The sequence below is a fragment of the Streptomyces sp. NPDC046862 genome (assembly GCF_040704615.1).
GTDB lineage: Bacteria > Actinomycetota > Actinomycetes > Streptomycetales > Streptomycetaceae > Streptomyces.
This window is the reverse complement of sequence record NZ_JBEYXP010000065.1, coordinates 1-17,356: the sequence shown is the minus strand read 5'-3', so window position 1 is coordinate 17,356 and position 17,356 is coordinate 1. Positions and strand designations below refer to the sequence as shown.

Sequence of the window (17,356 nt, the reverse complement as noted above, 5' to 3'; positions counted from 1 at the left end):
TCACTCCGGGTTCGCACCTGTCCGCTGTCCCCGAGAGGCGCGGTAACGGGGCATCAGCGTACGCACCACGTCCAGGGTCGTCCCGGCGGCCCGGGTCCCGGGGGTCGTCGTCCCGGCCCCGTCGGCGATCCACCGCTCCTCCCAGTCGACCAGGAACGCCTCGAACTCCTCGGCCCGGTAGGGGGATCCGGTCGCGAGCGCCCGGTCGATGTACTCGCACCAGCTTCGCCAGCGCGGGAGGTGGAACGAACGGACCAGACCGGCCCAGTGCCGGCCCGAGTAGTCGTGCAGTTCGCTGCGGGAGTGCCCCCAGAGCGTGAGGATGCGTCGCGCGCCCGTCTCGTACAGCTCGGCCTCGGCGGGGGTGGTCGCCCAGCTCCTGGCGTCCAAGAGCCAGGCGTCCAGCCGGTATTCGGGCCGGGTGGCCAGAGTCGAGTCCAGGTCCTCGATCGTCGTGAGCAGGGCGGTCGCGGCGGCTCGGAAGCCGTCGGCGTCCCGCGCCAGGGCCGCGTCCGCCGCCCGCCGCTGATGGGCGCACGCCACATGGGTGAGCACCTGTGCGGTGACGTCGCACAGATCCCGGCCGAGTGGCCCCGCGCTGTCCTCCCGCGTCGCCTCGTCCGCCAGGAGCGTCCACGCCTCGGCCAGACCCGGTGGGACGGTGGGTGAGGGCGGCGCCGCCAGGTGCACCGGCGGCTCCGGGCGCAGATCGCCCTTCAGCGTGGGCCGGCAGACGATGACCGAGCCCGGCGGGCCGGGAGCGTCTGTTGTGTAGACGGTGGCGTGCAGGAGTTCCCAGGCGCGCAGCAGCCCGGGGGTTCGGCGTCCGTACCGGGCCTCGGTCCAGCTCTCCAGCCAGGCGGTCACGTCCGTGACAGCGCCCTGCCAGGCGACGTCCGCCAGCAGTTCGTACAGGACGGGGTCGCCGCCGAAGGCCTCCATGCTCGCGCCGACTCCGCTCAGCGATCCGCCGCGTGCGTCGGCGCCCGCCCTGGCGGCGCCGGTGGCGAGCTCGTCCAGCTTTCCGTAGAGGCCGGGCCGTCCGCCCAGGTTGTGGAGCATGCACCACACCCATGGTTTTCCGCGGTAGCCGTCGGTGTGCCGCCACACCGGCTCGTGTTCGGCCCACAGGTCCAGGATCAGCATCCGGTCGTCCGGGACGGCGTCGAGGAAGGCCCGGGTCCGCTCCGCCGTCCAGTAGTCGGAGCGGTAGGAGAAGGGCCATGCCTGGAGCACCCACGTGGCCCGGTCGTCCACCGCGGTCATGACGCCGTGCACGGCCCGTGCGACACGGGTGATGTCATCGGGGTCGGTCACCGGAGGTGTCGTCTCGATGAACGGGTCGGCGGCATAGAGGTGGTCGGTGCCGAAGAGGCGGGTCTGCTCGGTCAGCAGCGTGGTGCCGAACTCCTCGAACAGCGGGTCGCGCGGGTCCAGCACATCGATGTCGAAGTCCCACCAGCGCAGGGTCGTCGACCGGGCGCCCCGGTCCGCGATCAGTGCACGGGGCGCATGGCCGGAGAAGCCCTGGAGGACCGGCCGCATACCCAGGGCACGCTCGCGGTCCAGGATGCGGCGGCCGAGTTCCGCGTGGCTGTCGATCCAGCTCCGCGGCAGGGGCCCGCACCAGTGGTCGAGCGAGGCGAGCCAGTTCCACGGGAGGTGGGCCGGACCGCCGAGGAACCGCCGGGCGGCCTCGTCGTCGAGACCGGCGCCCAGGAGGGCCCGGTGCCAGGCGGCCTCCATTCCCGTCATCGCCAGGGGCGTCGTCACCCCGTGCAGCGCCATCCAGTCGATGTGGCGCTCCCAGCGCGTCCAGTCCCAGAACGCCGTGGTGTAGCCGAACGTGCAGACGTTGAAGTGGTAGTGGTGCCGGTAGGGGGAGATCGTAGGGCCGGGTGTGCCGGTGCGCGGCAGGCGGTCGGGCAGCCGGGGCACGGAGGCGTCCCAGGTGATCTGCGCCTTGCAGGCCGCCCGGAGATACCAGCGCAGCGCCGAGGCGACGGCGACACCGCTGGAACCGCGCAGCGCCACCCCGTGCGGCCCGGCGTCGACCTCGAACCAGTCGGGCCCGCCGTTCCCGGGCGCGACCTCGACGGTGAACTCCGCGGCTCTGTCGCCGAGTAGCCGCTGAAGCAGCCCGCGGCCCGCGGAGACTGCCGCGCTCGGGCCATGGGGGAAGGTCATCGTCCGGGCGACTCCTGACGGGGTCGTCTGTGGTACGTACCACAGAGGGGTCACTGAGCCTAGCGCACCGACTGCGGGCGGCAAGCAACCGGGCTGAATATAGGACCGGTTGGCACGCGCCCCCTGTGCAGCTCTATAACCCTCTGGTACGGTCCACAGCCACGCCGACAAGCCTCGCGCCCCGGTCCGGCCCGTACGAGCTCCTCCCTCACCGGCTCGACACCTAGGTGGCCTCGACACGATGAACGCCGCTCTCGCCTATGTCGCCGCTCTCCAGGAGAACCTCACCGCGTTGGCCACCGCCGAGCGGCCCGCCATCGAGCGCGCCGCGGGCGCCATCGCGGACAGCATCGCCGCGGGAGGCGTCGTCCACTACTTCGGCAGCGGCCATTCGCAACTCGTCGCCCTCGAACCGCTGCTCCGCGCGGGTGGCCTCGCGCCGGTCAACGTGATCGCCGACCCGGCGCTCTCCCCCACCACGCCCCGGCACGCCGGTGCGGCCGAACGCGCCGGCGGCTACGCGGCGGCGATCCTGAGTACGGCGGACATCAGAGCCGGCGAGGTGGTGGTCGTGATCTCCAACTCCGGCATCAACGCCGTTCCGGTCGAGTTCGCCCTCGGCGCCCGCGCGTTGGGAGCGAAGGTCGTCGCGGTCACCAGCCGGGCCCACTCGCTGTCCGCCGCCTCCCGGCACGCCGACGGCAGGCGCCTGCTCGACGTCGCCGACATCGTCATCGACTCGCACGGCCGCCCCGGTGACGCGGTGGTGCCCCTCGCCGACGGCACGGTCGGCGCCCTGTCGACTGTCGTGGGGGCGGCCATCGTCAACGCCCTGACCTGCAGGGCCGCTCAACTGCTCGCCGAACTCCACGGCCAGGAACCACCGTTGATCGTCAGTCAGAACACCGCCGACGACGCCGAGCGCCACAACAGCGCCCTGCTGGAGAAGGTCAAGGACCGCATTCCCCGGGGCTGAGGCAGCGATCCGCCCCGTTCTGCGCCGAGAGAACGCAAGGAGGCCGATGATGGACAGGACGCCCCGGGTACGTCGCCGTGTCGCGGCGGCGGCCTGCGCCGTCGCGCTCGTGCTGCCGCTCACCACCGCCTGCGACGCCCTGACTCCCGGCAGCGCGGCCGCGGTGCCGGGGCCGCGCAGTGTGCCGTCCTCGACCGCCGTGCCGGACGAGAAGATCACCTTACGTCTGCAGTTCGCCGACGCCCCTGTGATGGTCGACGCGCTGATCGCCGCGTTCGAGAAGGAGCACCCCTCCATCAAGGTCGAGCCGCAGTACAAGACGTTCTCGGACTACGTCCAGAACCTGAAGCTCACCATGACCTCCGACTCCGCCCCCGACATCGCGCAGTACGCCGTCGGGATGAGCGACCTCGCGGCGGACGGCCAGATCCTCGATCTCGCGCCCTACCGGGAGGCGTACGGATGGGACAAGGCCATTCCCCCGGTCAGCCTCGACCAGCTCACCGCCGGGCGAACCAGTGAAGCCACCGGCGGGCGCGCCCTGTTCGGGGTTCCGGCCGGTCTGTCGATGACCGGTATCTACTACAACAAGAAACTGGCCGCGCGGGCCGGGATCGACTCTCCGCCCAGGACTCTGGCGGAGTTCGAGGAGCAGCTCGCCGCGGCCAAGAAGGCGAACATGACGCCACTCGGCGTCGGCGCGCTCGACTCCGGCGGCATCCACCTGTGGGCCGCTCTCCTCAACCAGACCATGCCCACGGACGACTACTGGGACTGGATCAACGGCGCCAAGGGCGCCACCATCAAGAAGCCCGCCGCGACGAACGCCAGCGAGACGGTCATCGAGTGGGGCCGCAAGGGCTACTACAACAAGTCCGCCAACGGCACCGCACAGGTCGATTCCACCGCCCAGTTCACCAAGGGCGACAGCGTCTTCCTGATCAACGGCAACTGGGCTGCGGGTCAGTTGGCGACCGCCATGGGAGACAACGTCGGCTTCTTCCCGATGCCGGGCGAACGGGCCTCCGACCGCACCGTGGCCTCGGGCTTCAGCGTCTCCTATGCCATCTCGTCCCGGACCGAACACCCCGAGGCGGCAGGCGTGTTCCTCGACTTCCTGACCTCGCCCGAAGCCGGCCAGATCATCAGCGACAACGGCTTCCTGCCGCCCAACCCCAAGGCGGTCACCAAGCCGAAAGGCGTCCTCGCCGACATCGCGGAGGGCCACCGGCGGGCCGTCGCCGACCACGGGATCACGACGTTCCCCGACTTCGCCGCCCCCGGCATGCTCGACCGGCTCCGATCCGGCATCCAGAAGCTCATCGCGGACCGCGTCGGGCCCGCGGACTACCTCGGCTCACTTCAGGACGAGTGGGAGGAGCATCATGCGCAGTAGATTGCCGCGCAGTAGGCCGCCGGCCCGGCCCGCGAGCGCCCGCGGGCGCAGCCCTTATCGCGGCTACCTGTACGTGCTGCCCGCCTTCGCCGTCTACGTCGCGTTCGCGGTGCTGCCCGCCCTGCACACGGCGTATCTCTCCCTGTTCGAGTGGGACGGCGTCACACTGGGCGACTGGGTCGGCCTCGGCAACTACCAGGAGATCCTTCAGGACGCCATCCTGCGCCGGTCCGTGTTCAACGCCCTGGTCCTGGTGGTGTTCTTCTCCTTCGTACCCATCGTGCTGGGGCTGGGGATGACCGGCCTGCTCGCTCGTTACCGGCGGCCCGGCATGGGCGCGTACCGGTTCCTGTTCATGCTGCCGCAGGTCGTTCCGCTCGTCGCGGTGGGCGTGACCTGGCGCTGGCTGTACGGGGACGACGGGCTGGTGAACCAGGCGCTGGGCGCGGTCGGCCTGGACGGTGTGACGCGGGCGTGGCTCGGCGACTTCGGCGCCGCGCTGATCGCGGTCGGCCTCGTGGGCACCTGGGTCCTCAGCGGCCTGTGCATGATGCTCTTCCTCAGCGGCGTGCAGAAGGTGGATCCCAGCCTGTACGAGGCGGCCCGGCTCGACGGGGCGGGCCCCTTACGGGAGTTCGTCTCGGTCACTCTCCCGCACCTGCGCGGCGAGCTCGCCGTCGCCATGACCGTGACCACGGTGGCCGCCCTCGCCAGCTTCGACATCGTGTACGTGACGACGAACGGCGGTCCCGGCGAGCAGACGACGGTTCCCGGACTGCTCGTGTACCGGCTGGCGTTCTCGGAGGGCAAGGTCGGGCTCGCCGCGGCTCTGGCCGTCGTCCTCGGCCTTCTGATACTCGCGATCGTCTACCTCATCAACCGTCTGTCGAGGTCGGAGTCATGAACACCGCCATGAACACGGCCACGCGATCGGAACGCTGGTCGGGTTACGCGCTCCTGACGGTCATGGCCATCGCCGTCGTGATTCCCTTCCTCAGCGTCTTCCTGGCCTCTCTGCAGCCCGCGGGCACTCCGGTGGTGGGCCTGACCTGGCCGGACCGGATCAGCTGGGACAACTACGAACAGGCGTGGTCGGTGGCCGGCTTCTCCGCCCTCATCCGCCACAGCCTCACCATCGCGCTCGGTGTCGTTCCCGCCTCCCTGGTCCTCGCCACGCTGGCGGGCTACGCGCTGGGCACGGCGCGGCTCCCGGGGGGCAACGCGGTCGCGGCCTTCTTCGTCGCCGGCCTCACCATCCCGGTCGAACTGATCGTGGTTCCCCTCTACTTCGACCTTCGGGGCTTCGGTCTGACCAACTCGTACCTGGGCGTGATCCTGGTGGAGATCGCGCTGTTCATGCCGTTCGGCGTGTTCTGGATGCGCACCCACTTCCAGTCCACCCCGGCGTCGCTGGTGGAGGCGGCCCGGATCGACGGTGCCTCGTCGGCCACGATCCTGCTCAAGGTCCTGCTCCCGCTGGCCCGGCCGTCGCTGATGACGCTCGGTCTGCTCGTGTTCATGTGGTCGTGGAACCAGTTCCTGCTGGTGCTGGTCCTCATCCAGGACACCACCAGGCACACGGCTCCCGCCGGGCTGGGTTTCTTCGTCGGCCAGAACAGCACGGACATCCCCACGCTGGCCGCGGGGACGATCATCGTGATGCTGCCCATCCTGATCCTCTTCGTCGTCTTCCAGCGCAGCTTCATGGCGGGACTGCTGCAGGGAGCGACGAAGGGATGACGGACCCGACCGGTGGGCCAGGGCCCTTCGTCAGCTCTCCGAACTCCATCCCGGCGGCCGGAGTATCCCGAGGAGCAACTGCACGAGTTCCTCGACGACCTCGTCGAGGTTCGCGTCCACCCAGCCCGCCTGCCAGTCGTGGAGCAGGCCGTTGACGCTGCCGATGAAGGCGGCGGCCGCGATGCGGTAGTCCCGTCGGGCCGCCTCGCCCCGTTCGGCGGCCGCGGCCGCCTCCGCGCAGATGAAGTCGACCCATCGGGAGCGGCGTTCCAGCCGCTGCCGTTCCAGACGCGGGCTGACACCGATGATCTCGATGAAGGTGATGCGCAGTCGTCGCGGGTCGCCGGTGACGTTGGCGGCGTAGGCGCGGAACGCCGCCGTGGCGCGCTCGGTGATGGACTGCCCCTGTGCCGTGGCGAGCCCGACCAGCGCGGCCTCCTCCGCGAGGTCGTTGACCTGGAGGTGGAGGGCGGCCAGGACGTCCTCCAGGGTGCGGAACTCCTCGTAGAACTGACGGGTCGACAGGCCCGCGGTCTCGCTCAGGGCCGCCACGGTCGTGCCGCGGAACCCCGGGCTGTCGCCGAAGAGTTGGAGCGCGGCATCGAGGAAGCGCCGGCGTCTGTCCGCCTTGCGCTCCTCGGCGGACTTCCCCCCGTAACGGCCGGTCGGCTGTTTGAGCCTGCCCACCACCGCGTTCCCCCTTCTCGCGTTCGGCGGCCGTCGGTTCCGGTTCGGCCGTCGCCCAATTTTGTCGTGTCCGCGGTCTTGTGTTGACGGCCACCCCTTCCTTACTTTCCAGTAAGTTCATTCTGAACGGTGGCGTTTTCAGTTTGACGCTGCCGGGAGCCGCCGTGCCACACCCCCACTCAGCAGGAGGAACGACCCATGCCCGCCTCCGGAACACGCCGCATGAGCAAGCGTCACCTCTGCGCGGTCGCCGCCGCTCTCGCCCTGACCGCGGGGGCCGCGGCATCCGCGTCAGCCGCCCCGGCCGCCTCCGCCGACCTGCGGGAGGTGATGTTCGTGGGCAACAACTGGGACGGCACCGCCGACGTCATCAAGTCCTCGGGTGACTTCGCGAAGATCGGCCGGATCAACGTGATACCGGACAAGGACGAGCGGATGGCGGAGATCAACGCCGATCCGATCCGGTGGATCGCCTTCATGACCATCCGCAACAGCGTGGGCGAAGGCCACGACCAGTTCGTCGACGACATGTACTCCACCCCCGACGGCAAGTCGATGGTGGTCTCCCGTCCGAGCTTCGCCGACGTGGTCTCGATCGATCTGGCCTCGGGCGACATCAACTGGCGCTTCCCCGTGTCGGGTTACCGCGCCGACCACATGGCGGTCTCCCCCGACGGCAAGCGTGTCGCCGTCTCGGCCTCCACCTCCAACACCGTTCACGTGCTGGACATCAACACCGGCAAGCAGGCGGGTTCGTTCGCCACGGGCGACAAGCCGCACGAGAACATCTTCACCAAGGACGGCAAGATCTGGAACATGGCGATCGGCGACGTGAACACCGCGACCGACGCCCCGTGGCTGGACTGGACGAAGGGCGACCGCAAGATCACGGTCGTCGACGCCTCCACGTTCAAGCAGGTCAAGGTCATCGACATGCGGGAGCGGCTCGACGCGATCGGCCTCAAGGACTACTCCGACGCGGTCCGCCCGGCCGCCTTCAGCCCGGACGAGTCCAAGCTGTACTTCCAGGTGTCGTTCTTCAACGGCTTCTTCGAGTACGACATCGCCACGGACAAGATCACCCGCACCAAGGAACTGCCGAAGAACCCGGCGACCAGCACGGACCGCACCACCTGGGTCAACGACTCGCGCCACCACGGCATCTCGATGAAGCCCGACGGCTCGAAGCTGTGCGTCGCGGGCACGATGGACGACTACGCGGTCGTCGTCGACCGCGCCACCTTCCAGGAGGGCCCGCTCGTCACCGCCTCGAAGCCTTACTGGGCGACCGTCAGCGGTGACGGCAAGTCCTGCGTCATCTCCGAGAGCGGTGCCGACCAGGTCACGGCGATCGACTTCGCCACCGGCAAGAAGACCGTGTCCGTGGCCGTCGGCGACCACCCCCAGCGTGTCCGGCTGGCTCACGTGCCTGCCAACTGGACGGGGCCGGCCGCCGACTGACCCACCTTCTCTAGTTGAACTCGGAGGCCATCCACGAGGACAGCTCCGTCCGCGCCGCGCTCAACAGCGAGGCGGACGGGGCTGTCGCACCGTTGGCGACGAGGGCGTAGTGCGGTGTGCCCGAGTCGGCGGCGGTGAGCAGCAACCGGCGGCTGCCCGTGCCACCCGGCTCGTTGGCGGTGGCGATCGGAGTGGTGCGGGTGTACGCCGGCGGGCCGACCGCCGTGCCGAGGTCGGAGACCACCGTGGTGGACGCGTTCGGGAACGACGCCGGCAGGTGCAGTTCCGTCGGCTCGGAGCTGCCGTCGGAGCGCCACACCAGCAGCGCGTACTGGCCCGAGCCCACGAGCTGCTTGACGTTCGGCAGGGAACTCGGAACGGGATTCCACGTCAGCGTGCTGGAGCCGTCCCGTGAGCGGTCCTCGTAGGTGAAGGCGAGCGAGCGGCCCGCGGTGGCGCTGGGATAGACGCGGTCCAGCAGTCGCGCGTCCTGGCGCAGCACGGCCTTGCCCGAGTCGTCGAGGCGCACCGCGGACAGGTCCTCACTGTTCCAGCCGTCGCCCTCGGTCTGCACCTTGTCGGGGTTGTCGTTCATCAGCTCGCGGTGGCGGCCGTTGTAGATGTCCCACTGCCACTGGGAGCCGGAGAGGACGGGACCGGAACCCGCCGGGTCCGACCACCAGTTCGCCCCCTTCACGCGGGAGTCGAGGGCCTGGTACATCGCCTTGTAGACCGTCGGCGCCTTGTCGGAGACCGAGCCGGTGAGCGGGTGCCCGAACTCGCTGATGATGCCCGCCGTCCCGGTGGCGGAGGCCCGGTCGCGCACGGTGCCGAAGTCGCCGACGTACTGGCCGTCCTCCGCCTTGCCCCACATGAAGACGCCGGAGATGGCCTTCTGGTCGTAGAAGTGGGTGTTGAAGACGAAGCGCGGGCCGAGCGTGCCCGCGTCGAGGAGTCCGCCCTCCTGCTTCTGGAAGTCGATGTTGGCGTTCCAGAAGAGGTTCGGCTCGACGAAGGCGGGCTTGGCCTGCCAGCCCGCGGCGTCCATGCGGGCGCGGAACTTGACGTAGAACGGCCACAGGACGTCCTTCTCCCACGCCCGGCTGGTCTGGCCCGAGTCGTAGGTGCCCGCGTGCGGTTCGTTCCACGGGTCGAAGCCGACGAGCGCCGCGAACTGAGCGGTGGTCAGGTTCTGCTTCAGGTACGCCATCGTCTTCTGGGCGGTGTCGAGGAAGCTGTCCTGGAGGCCGTACTTGTTGTGCCAGAAGTCGTACGCCGCCCGCGTCACGGCCGCGTTCGAGGTGATGTTCTGGCCCCAGAAGGGGCAGATGCCGCAGTATTCGTCGGGGTAGTCGCCGAGGTCGACGGCCCACTTGGGGGCGCCGTCGCCCGTGTACCAGCTGTCGGAGTCGAACAGCCAGCGGGAGTACAGGTCCTGGTGGAAGTCGGGGTACACACGGATCCCGGCGTCCAGGAACGCGCGCATCTGGTCGGTCGCGGCGGCCAGGTAGGCCGTGTCCACCTGGCCGCGCACGGGCTCCGCGTAGGCCCAGGAGAGCAGGAAGCGGACCGAGTTGCCGCCGCCGAGGGCTCTCAGCGCGGTCGCGGACTTCTTGGCGTCCGCGACCGAGGCGAAGGGCAGGCCTTTGTTCTCCTTCAGCTTGGTCTCGCCTGAGACGTTGTAGCCCCGCAGGACGACCTCGCGGCCGAGACCGTCGGTGAAACGGCCGTTCTCGACGGTGAGGGTGGCCGCGGCCGGTGCGTCGAACCAGAGTTCGTCGGGGAGGGCGGTGGCGGGCTGGGAGCCCGCCGTGGTCAGGAAGCCGGTGACGAGTACGAGGACACCGAGCCAACGGGTGCGCATTTTTGACATGCCCGCGACATTCGACATGTCCACCACGGTCCCAACGGCCAAGCGAGGCGTCAATAGCACCTGACCCACGAGTAAGTACCCGGTTTCGCAAAGGCATTACCCTCATCCACTGTCACGTTGGTCACCGCCGTCCTGCCCGGTCGGCCACCACCCCCGCCCGGTCAGCCTCCGATCCGCCTGGTCAGGTTCAGGAGGTACTCCCTCCGGTCGAGCGGGTTGTGGTCGGTGCGCGGCCGTTCCGGTACGGCACCGGGGGCGACGGGCGCGTAGTGGTCGAAGACGGACTCCAGCTCGCCCTCACCGCGCGTGAGCCCCGGCAGCCGCTGCTCCAGCCGGTGCACCCGCGCCGCCGGCACCCATCCCTCCAGCACGGACACCGGACCGCGCGCCTCGGTGGACCGCGCCACGGCGCGCAGCTTCGCCAGCACGGGCAGGACCGCGCCGAGCGTGTCCGCCGGGACCTCCAGCCGGAACCGGTGCAGTGGCTCGTGCACCCGGGTGCCGGAACGGAGCAGCGCGGCCGTCAGCACCAGCGGGGTCAGTCCGCGGAAGTCCGCGCCCGTGCTCGACATGCTCTTGTCGAACCTCTGGTGAGCGTGGCTCTGCCGGGGCGAGTAGCCGGAGTGCGTCATGGTGACCGTGCAGTCGGGGATCCGCCAGCCGTGGATTCCCTGGTCCAGCGTCTCGCGCACGGTGTCCTCGACCGCCTTGAAGAACGCGTACGGCATCGATCCGAGTTCGACCTCCAGCCGGAATTCCACCCCGGAGCCGACGGGCGCCGGATCGACGCGCAGTCCGACGGTCGCGAGAAAGGGATTGCTGTCCTTCTTGTTGAACTCCACCGCGGCACCGCTGCCGGTCAGCCGCTCGACGCAGAGAGGTGTGGTTTCGCGAAAGGTGACATCGAGGCCGAACTCGTCGCCCAGGGTGGCCTGGATGACCTCCTTCTGCACTTCGCCGTACAGGGAAACGGAGATCTCCTGGCGGATTTCGTCGTGCCGCAGATTGATCAGCGGATCCTGCTCGGCGAGTTGCGTGAGCGCGGTGTGCAGGGCGCCTCTGTCACGGGAGCACACCGGAACGACGACCGTTTCGAGGGTCGGCGGTGCGAAATGGTGGTCGCCGGTTCCTTTCCGGGGTGCGCCGACGACGTCCCCGATCCGGACGTCGGCCAGACCCCTCAGTCTGGCGATCCGTCCCGCCGCCACGGACGCCTCCCGGACGGTCGACCCGCCACCGAAGACGTCGATCGCGGTGATCCTGCCCTCCGGTTCGCTGTCCCGGAAGGTGACGCGGTCCCGTGTGCACAGGGTGCCGGAGAACATCCGTACGTACGCGATCTTCTCGCCCGCCGCCCCGCGCTCGACCTTGAACACGGTGCCGGAGACCGGTCCGTACGCGTCGCCCTCGGCGTTCGGCAGCAACTGCCGGATGCTCTCGACGAGTTCACCGATGCCCGCACCCGTGACGGCCGAGCCGAAGAACACCGGGTGGACCAGCGCCTTCCCGGTCTGCGCGGCCAACTCGGAGTGCAGGCGCGCGTACGGGACGGCCGTCTCGTCGTCGACGTACGCGGCGAGAAGTCCGTCGTCGTGCTCGGCGAGGACTTCGAGGAGCCCGGGTCGCGGGAGGCCCGGATACGGGACGAAGCGGGCGCCCGGGGACCCCTCACCGACCACCTCACCCATGGGGACGATCATCGGAGTGAGCCGTACGGAAATGGTGTTCAGGATGTCCGCGGGGCACGCTCCACGGCGGTCGATCTTGTTGACGAAGATCAGCGTGGGGATGCGCAGCCGCTGCAGCGTCCGCATCAGGACGCGGGTCTGCGCCTGGACGCCCTCGACGGCGGAGACGACGAGCACGGCGCCGTCGAGCACGCCGAGCACACGCTCGACCTCGGCGATGAAATCCGGATGGCCGGGTGTGTCGATCAGATTGACCGTCACGTCGTCGATCTCGAAGGAGACGACGGCGGATTTGATCGTGATTCCGCGCCGCTGTTCCAGCGCGAGGGAATCGGTCTGCGTGTTCCCGTCGTCGACGCGGCCGATCTCGTCGATGACTCCGACGGCGTGCAGCAGCCGTTCGGTGAGGCTGGTCTTACCTGCGTCGATGTGCGCGAGAATTCCCAGGTTGAGCATGTGCACCGAGGGTCATGTCCTTTGAAGAGAGGGTCATTTCTTCCGGGGTGGACATGACTGCAGGACGCATAGCGGCTCCGAATGTGCGCTGGGACCTCTGGGATCTCCGGAGGTCGCTGGGGGCTCGTCGTGTGCAGTGCATCAGAGCACTTCGTGCGGCCGCAACGGATTAAGACTCAACATTGCCTGGCTGCCGGGGACGGCCGGCGCCCGCCGCCCGTGGCCGATGGACACCCCTACCACCTGCGGATAACGGGTGCGGCGCGCCCGTTTGCCGTTGTGTGAAACCTGTGTGACAGAAGCGTTGACGCGGTCATGCGCAGGATCTATCTTCTGGCCGAGCTTACGAACCACGTTCGAAATACCGGCAGTTGTCGGTGTCTCTGCGCCCCACTCACCCCCACCTCGCTCCGCCCCCGCTCGCCCCCAGCTCCACCCCCAGAGGGAGAAGCCCGTGAGACCTGCGCTCACCCGTCGAACGGTCCTCGGCATGATCGCCGGCTCGGCCGCCGCCACCGTCACCGGAGTTTCCGCCGGTACCGCCCACGCCGCCGTCCCCGCCTCCCCCGGCGTGACGTACACGAACACCATCGCCGCGCAACGGGCCGACCCGCACATCTGGAAGCACACCGACGGCTACTACTACTTCACCGCCACGGTGCCCGCGTACGACCGGATCGTCCTGCGCCGTGCCACCACGATCCAGGGGCTCTCCTCGGCCACCGAGACCACCATCTGGACCAAGCACGCCACCGGTGACATGGGTGCCCACATCTGGGCCCCGGAGATCCACTTCATCGACGGGAAGTGGTACATCTACTTCGCCGCCGGCGCCGCGAACGACGTCTGGAAGATCCGGCCGTACGTGCTGGAGTGCACCGCCGCGAACCCGATCAGCGGTACGTGGACCGAGAAGGGCCGTATCGCGCTGCCGCTCGACACCTTCTCCCTGGACGCGACGACGTTCGTCGTGAACGGGTCGCGCTACCTGTGCTGGGCGCAGAACGACCCGGCGGTCGGCAGCGGCACCAACCTGTACCTCGCGAGGATGTCCAGCCCCTGGACCATCACGGGCACCCCGGTCATGATCAGCCGGCCGACCGCCTCGTGGGAGACCGCCGGGGGCCAGACGGTCAACGAGGGTCCGGCCGTCATCCAGCGGAACGGCAAGGTCTTCCTGACCTTCTCGGCCAGCGCCACCGATGCCAACTACTGCATGGGCATGCTGACCGCGTCGGCCTCGGCCAACCTGCTGAGCGCCTCGTCCTGGGCCAAGTCCACTGGCCCGGTCTTCGCCAGCAGCGCCGCCACCAGCCAGTACGGCCCCGGCCACAACCAGTTCACGGTCTCCGAGGACGGCAAGTCGGACATCCTCGTGTACCACGACCGCGGCTACAAGGACATCAGCGGCGACCCGCTCAACGACCCCAACCGCCGCACCCGCGTCCAGAAGGTGTACTGGAAGGCCGACGGGACACCCGACTTCGGCATCCCGGTGGCCGACGGCCTCACCCCGATCCGGCTCTCCTCCTACAACTTCCCCGACCGCTTCGTCCGGCACTGGGAGTTCCGCGCCAAGATCGAGCCGAACGTCTCCCCGCTGGCAGACTCGCAGTTCCGCACGGTCACCGGCCTCGCCGGCAGCGGCACCGTCTCCCTTGAGTCGGCCAACTTCCCCGGCTACTACCTGCGGCACAAGAACTTCGAGGTGTGGGTGGAGAAGGACGACGGGACGGCCCAGTTCCGCGGCGACGCCTCCTTCACCGCGCGGGCCGGCCTCGCGGACTCCGCCGGGGTCTCCTACGAGTCGTACAACTTCCCGGGCCGCTACATCCGCCACTACGACTACCTGCTCAACGTCCAGGCTCTCAGCACGGCGACCGACCGGGCCGACGCCACCTTCTACACCCAGTGAGTCCGCCCACTGACCAGCCGTACTGAGGAGAGCCGCAGATGACACCTTCCGACCACGACAGACACGACCGCCCCTCCGCCTTCGTGCCGTCCCGCCGCACCCTGCTGCGCGCCATGGCAGCGCTCCCCGCCTCGGCGCTCGCCCTGGGTGAACTGCCGGGCATGCTGGGCACCGCCACGGCCGCCGCGCCCCCGAACGGGTCCGCCACCCGCTACACGATCGTGCCGTTCCTGAACAGCAACGACGGCACCGTGAACGTCTACCAGTCCGACGACGCCACCGACTTCCGGCTCGTCCAGGCCTCCGCGTACACGCCGCCCAGCAACCGCATCCGCGACGCCAGCATCTTCAAGCACACGGACGGCTACTACTACATCACCTACACGACGCACACCTGGCAGGACCCCAGCACGACCATCGGCTTCGCGCGCAGCTCCAACCGGGTCAACTGGACGTTCCTGTACGACTACACGGTCCCCATCGCGAACCTGTCGCGGGCGTGGGCGCCCGAGTGGTTCGTCGACAGCGACGGCAGCGTGAACGTCATCGTGTCGTGCTCCACCACGAACGACGAGTGGACCTTCACCCCGTACCGCCTGCGCGCCACCAACTCCGCACTCACTGCGTGGAGTTCACCCGCCGCCCTGTCCGGAATCGGCGCCAACCACATCGACACGTTCATCGTGAAGATCGGCTCGACGTACCACGCGTTCCCGAAGAACGAGACGACGAAGTACATCGAGTACGCCACCGCCTCCAGCCTCAACGGCCCGTACACGATCCGCCGGACGGGTGACTGGGCGGGCTGGGGCGGCACCCGTGAGGGACCGGCGCTGATCCAGCTCGACAACGGCGGCTGGCGGATCTTCTTCGACGGCTACGGCGACAGCAGCTACTACTACAGCGACAGCTACGACACCTTCGCCACGTGGACAGCGCCGAAGAAGCTGCCGTCGGTCTCCGGCACCGCGCGCCACTTCACGGTGATCAAGGAGACGGTGTCGGGCGGCCCGAGCCTCTCGACCGGGGTCACCCGCTCCTTCCGCTCGGCCAACTTCTCCACCCGCTACTGGCAGGAGCAGTCGTCCCTGCTGAACCTCCCCGTGGTGAGTTCCTCCAGCACCACGGCGGAGAAGCAGGCGTCGACGTTCACGGTGGTGCCGGGGCTCGCCGACTCGAACGGTTTCTCCTTCCGGGACACGGCCGGCAACTACCTGCGGCACTGGGACTTCCGGGGCCGCTTCGACGCGAACGACGGTTCGTCGGTGTTCGCCAAGGACGCCACATACATCGCCCGGACGGGCACGGCCTCCGGTTCCCTCCGCTTCGAGTCGTACAACTACCCGGGCTACTACCTGCGGCACTACAACTACCAGCTGCGGGTGGACCCGTCGGACGGCACGGATCTGTTCCGGCAGGACAGTTCGTTCGTGCCCGTCACACCACTCTGAGCCGCAACACCTGAGCCCGGCGCACACGTATCTCGTGCGCCGGGCTCAGGTGTTGCGGCCAGTCCTTGGCACCGAACCACGCGCGTGTACCGACGGTCGCCGCCTGATGCGAGGATGTGGCAATGGCGTGGCTGAGGGAACGCGGGAGGCGAACGGTCGGGCTCGTGGCCGCGGCGAGTGGCGCGCTGGCGTTGACCGCCTGCGGTCCGGGCGGTCCCGGCCCCGGCGACGGAGGCCCCGGAGACCGCGAGGCGAGGTACAAGCGCGTCATCGAAGCCCCTCACCCGCGCCCTGCCGACGTCATCGAAGCGGCCGGCGCGCCCTCCGGCGTGGTCCGCTCGGACGACGGCTCGCTGCTCCTCACATACGACGCCGGCAACGTCGAGGACGACGAGGGGCCGGCCGCCTGGGCCTGGCGCATGGTCGGCCCCGACGGCCGTACGGTCGCCGAGCGCGCGGAACACACGGACGCGGAGGCGGCGCCGGCCAGGTTCAAGGGGGTACGTGGGGGCTTCGTGCGCGTGCCGCCGGGGGAAGGGGCCGAGGGAGCGTACGCCCTCGATGTACGCGGCAAGCGGCACAAGGCCGTCATCACGGAGACCCCGTTGCGCCCCCGTCCCGGCGACATCCTGCTCGCCGAACTGGAGCCGACCCTCATCTACCGCCCCGCCACGCGCACTGTGGCGCCTCCGGCCGGAGTGCCGGACGACGCCATCCGCCTCGCCGTCGACGAGCGGGGCACGGTCTGGAGCCTGGACCAGCCCCTGACCGACGACCCCAACCGCGTCGTATGGCAGCGTGACGGTCGCACCCTGGGTTCAAGGGCCGTCCCGAAGCCGTACACGGGGGGCATCCTCGCCGCGCGGGGTGGCATCGCGGCACTGAGCCTCACCCGGGACGAGGGCGTGCGCGGCCTGTTGGTGACGACGGACAGCGGCGCGCACTGGCGCACGGTCCTGGGCGGCGGCATTCCCTGGGGGGAGCTGAAGCGAGGCCCGGAGTTTCTGGTCCTGGAGGTGCTTGCGGACGGGCGGCTCCTTGTCGGCGAGGAAGGCGGCCGCTACTGGCTCGCCGAGGACCGGACCAACAGCGCCTTCCAGGAGCTGAGGACGCCGGCGAAATTCACGTCGTTCAGCGTCGTCGGCACGACGCTCTACGGCATCGCGGACGCGACGACGGCGACGTACGACCTGGTCAAGGGCGAAGGGCTGTGGATCTCCCGCGACGACGGTCGCGAGTGGCGTCACTACGAGCAGCGCGGATAACACCGGCGCACCCCTCTTCGCGCTCCGCCGCTATAGCGTTCACTCTTCATCTGTTGCAACGAACGAATGAGCTCCTGTTGCGTTGAATTCATACCCATTGCAACAATGTTGACGCCACTACCTGCGATGATGCTGATTCCGCGCAACGAATATGTTGCCGACTTCATGAACGCAACGTAGCGTTTCTGGTGTCGGAAACAACGAGCCGAAGCCGAAGGAGCGCACCATGCAGAAGTTCGACACCCCCGCCCCGATCTCCGC

12 protein-coding genes are annotated in these 17,356 nt (G+C 69.1%); 8 read left to right on the top strand and 4 right to left on the bottom strand.

Annotated features, from left to right (window positions below; all coding sequences use genetic code 11):
• Complete coding sequence (locus tag AB0959_RS45335) at window positions 1-2,187, bottom strand: alpha-N-acetylglucosaminidase (protein WP_366832754.1); 2,187 nt, start codon at window positions 2,185-2,187, stop codon at window positions 1-3.
• Between the two features lie 241 nt (window positions 2,188-2,428).
• On the opposite strand from AB0959_RS45335, the gene AB0959_RS45330 reads away from it, so the two are divergent.
• From AB0959_RS45330 to AB0959_RS45315, 4 genes are read left to right on the top strand one after another with little or no spacing between them, the layout of a single operon-like run.
• A complete protein-coding gene (locus tag AB0959_RS45330; RefSeq protein ID WP_366832753.1) occupies window positions 2,429-3,163 on the top strand; it encodes a sugar isomerase domain-containing protein in 735 nt (244 codons plus the stop codon).
• Window positions 3,164-3,209: 46 nt separating this feature from the next.
• Complete coding sequence (locus tag AB0959_RS45325) at window positions 3,210-4,559, top strand: extracellular solute-binding protein (RefSeq protein ID WP_366832752.1); 1,350 nt, start codon at window positions 3,210-3,212, stop codon at window positions 4,557-4,559.
• Window positions 4,549-5,463, top strand: coding sequence for a sugar ABC transporter permease (locus AB0959_RS45320; RefSeq protein ID WP_366832751.1), 915 nt, complete (start codon window positions 4,549-4,551; stop codon window positions 5,461-5,463). Before AB0959_RS45325 ends, AB0959_RS45320 begins: the two co-directional genes overlap by 11 nt.
• Window positions 5,460-6,299 (top strand): carbohydrate ABC transporter permease, encoded by an 840-nt coding sequence (locus AB0959_RS45315; protein ID WP_366832750.1) that lies wholly within the window; start codon window positions 5,460-5,462, stop codon window positions 6,297-6,299. Before AB0959_RS45320 ends, AB0959_RS45315 begins: the two co-directional genes overlap by 4 nt.
• A gap of 30 nt (window positions 6,300-6,329) precedes the next feature.
• Here AB0959_RS45315 and AB0959_RS45310 read toward each other — a convergent pair whose 3' ends face one another.
• Window positions 6,330-6,989 carry a TetR/AcrR family transcriptional regulator gene (locus tag AB0959_RS45310; protein WP_366832749.1) on the bottom strand — a complete coding sequence of 220 codons (660 nt, stop codon included), beginning with the start codon at window positions 6,987-6,989 and terminating at the stop codon, window positions 6,330-6,332.
• A 219-nt stretch (window positions 6,990-7,208) separates the two neighbouring features.
• On the opposite strand from AB0959_RS45310, the gene AB0959_RS45305 reads away from it, so the two are divergent.
• The gene (locus AB0959_RS45305) at window positions 7,209-8,447 is read left to right on the top strand and encodes a YncE family protein (RefSeq protein WP_366832748.1); all 1,239 of its coding nucleotides are present in this window, start codon (window positions 7,209-7,211) and stop codon (window positions 8,445-8,447) included.
• Window positions 8,448-8,457: 10 nt separating this feature from the next.
• Here the strand turns inward: AB0959_RS45305 and AB0959_RS45300 are convergent, their stop codons facing one another.
• Window positions 8,458-10,338, bottom strand: coding sequence for a cellulase family glycosylhydrolase (locus tag AB0959_RS45300; RefSeq protein WP_366832747.1), 1,881 nt, complete (start codon window positions 10,336-10,338; stop codon window positions 8,458-8,460).
• A gap of 143 nt (window positions 10,339-10,481) precedes the next feature.
• Window positions 10,482-12,464, bottom strand: a complete 1,983-nt coding sequence (locus AB0959_RS45295; RefSeq protein ID WP_366832746.1) for a translation factor GTPase family protein — start codon at window positions 12,462-12,464, stop codon at window positions 10,482-10,484.
• 490 nt (window positions 12,465-12,954) lie between these two features.
• On the opposite strand from AB0959_RS45295, the gene AB0959_RS45290 reads away from it, so the two are divergent.
• From AB0959_RS45290 to AB0959_RS45280, 3 genes are all read left to right on the top strand, one after another.
• Window positions 12,955-14,379: a family 43 glycosylhydrolase gene (locus tag AB0959_RS45290; protein WP_366832795.1), complete on the top strand. Its 1,425-nt coding sequence runs from the start codon at window positions 12,955-12,957 to the stop codon at window positions 14,377-14,379.
• Window positions 14,380-14,417: 38 nt separating this feature from the next.
• Window positions 14,418-15,830, top strand: coding sequence for an AbfB domain-containing protein (locus AB0959_RS45285; protein ID WP_366832745.1), 1,413 nt, complete (start codon window positions 14,418-14,420; stop codon window positions 15,828-15,830).
• 164 nt (window positions 15,831-15,994) lie between these two features.
• Complete coding sequence (locus tag AB0959_RS45280; RefSeq protein WP_366832744.1) at window positions 15,995-17,095, top strand: hypothetical protein; 1,101 nt, start codon at window positions 15,995-15,997, stop codon at window positions 17,093-17,095.
• Window positions 17,096-17,356: the final 261 nt, after the last annotated feature.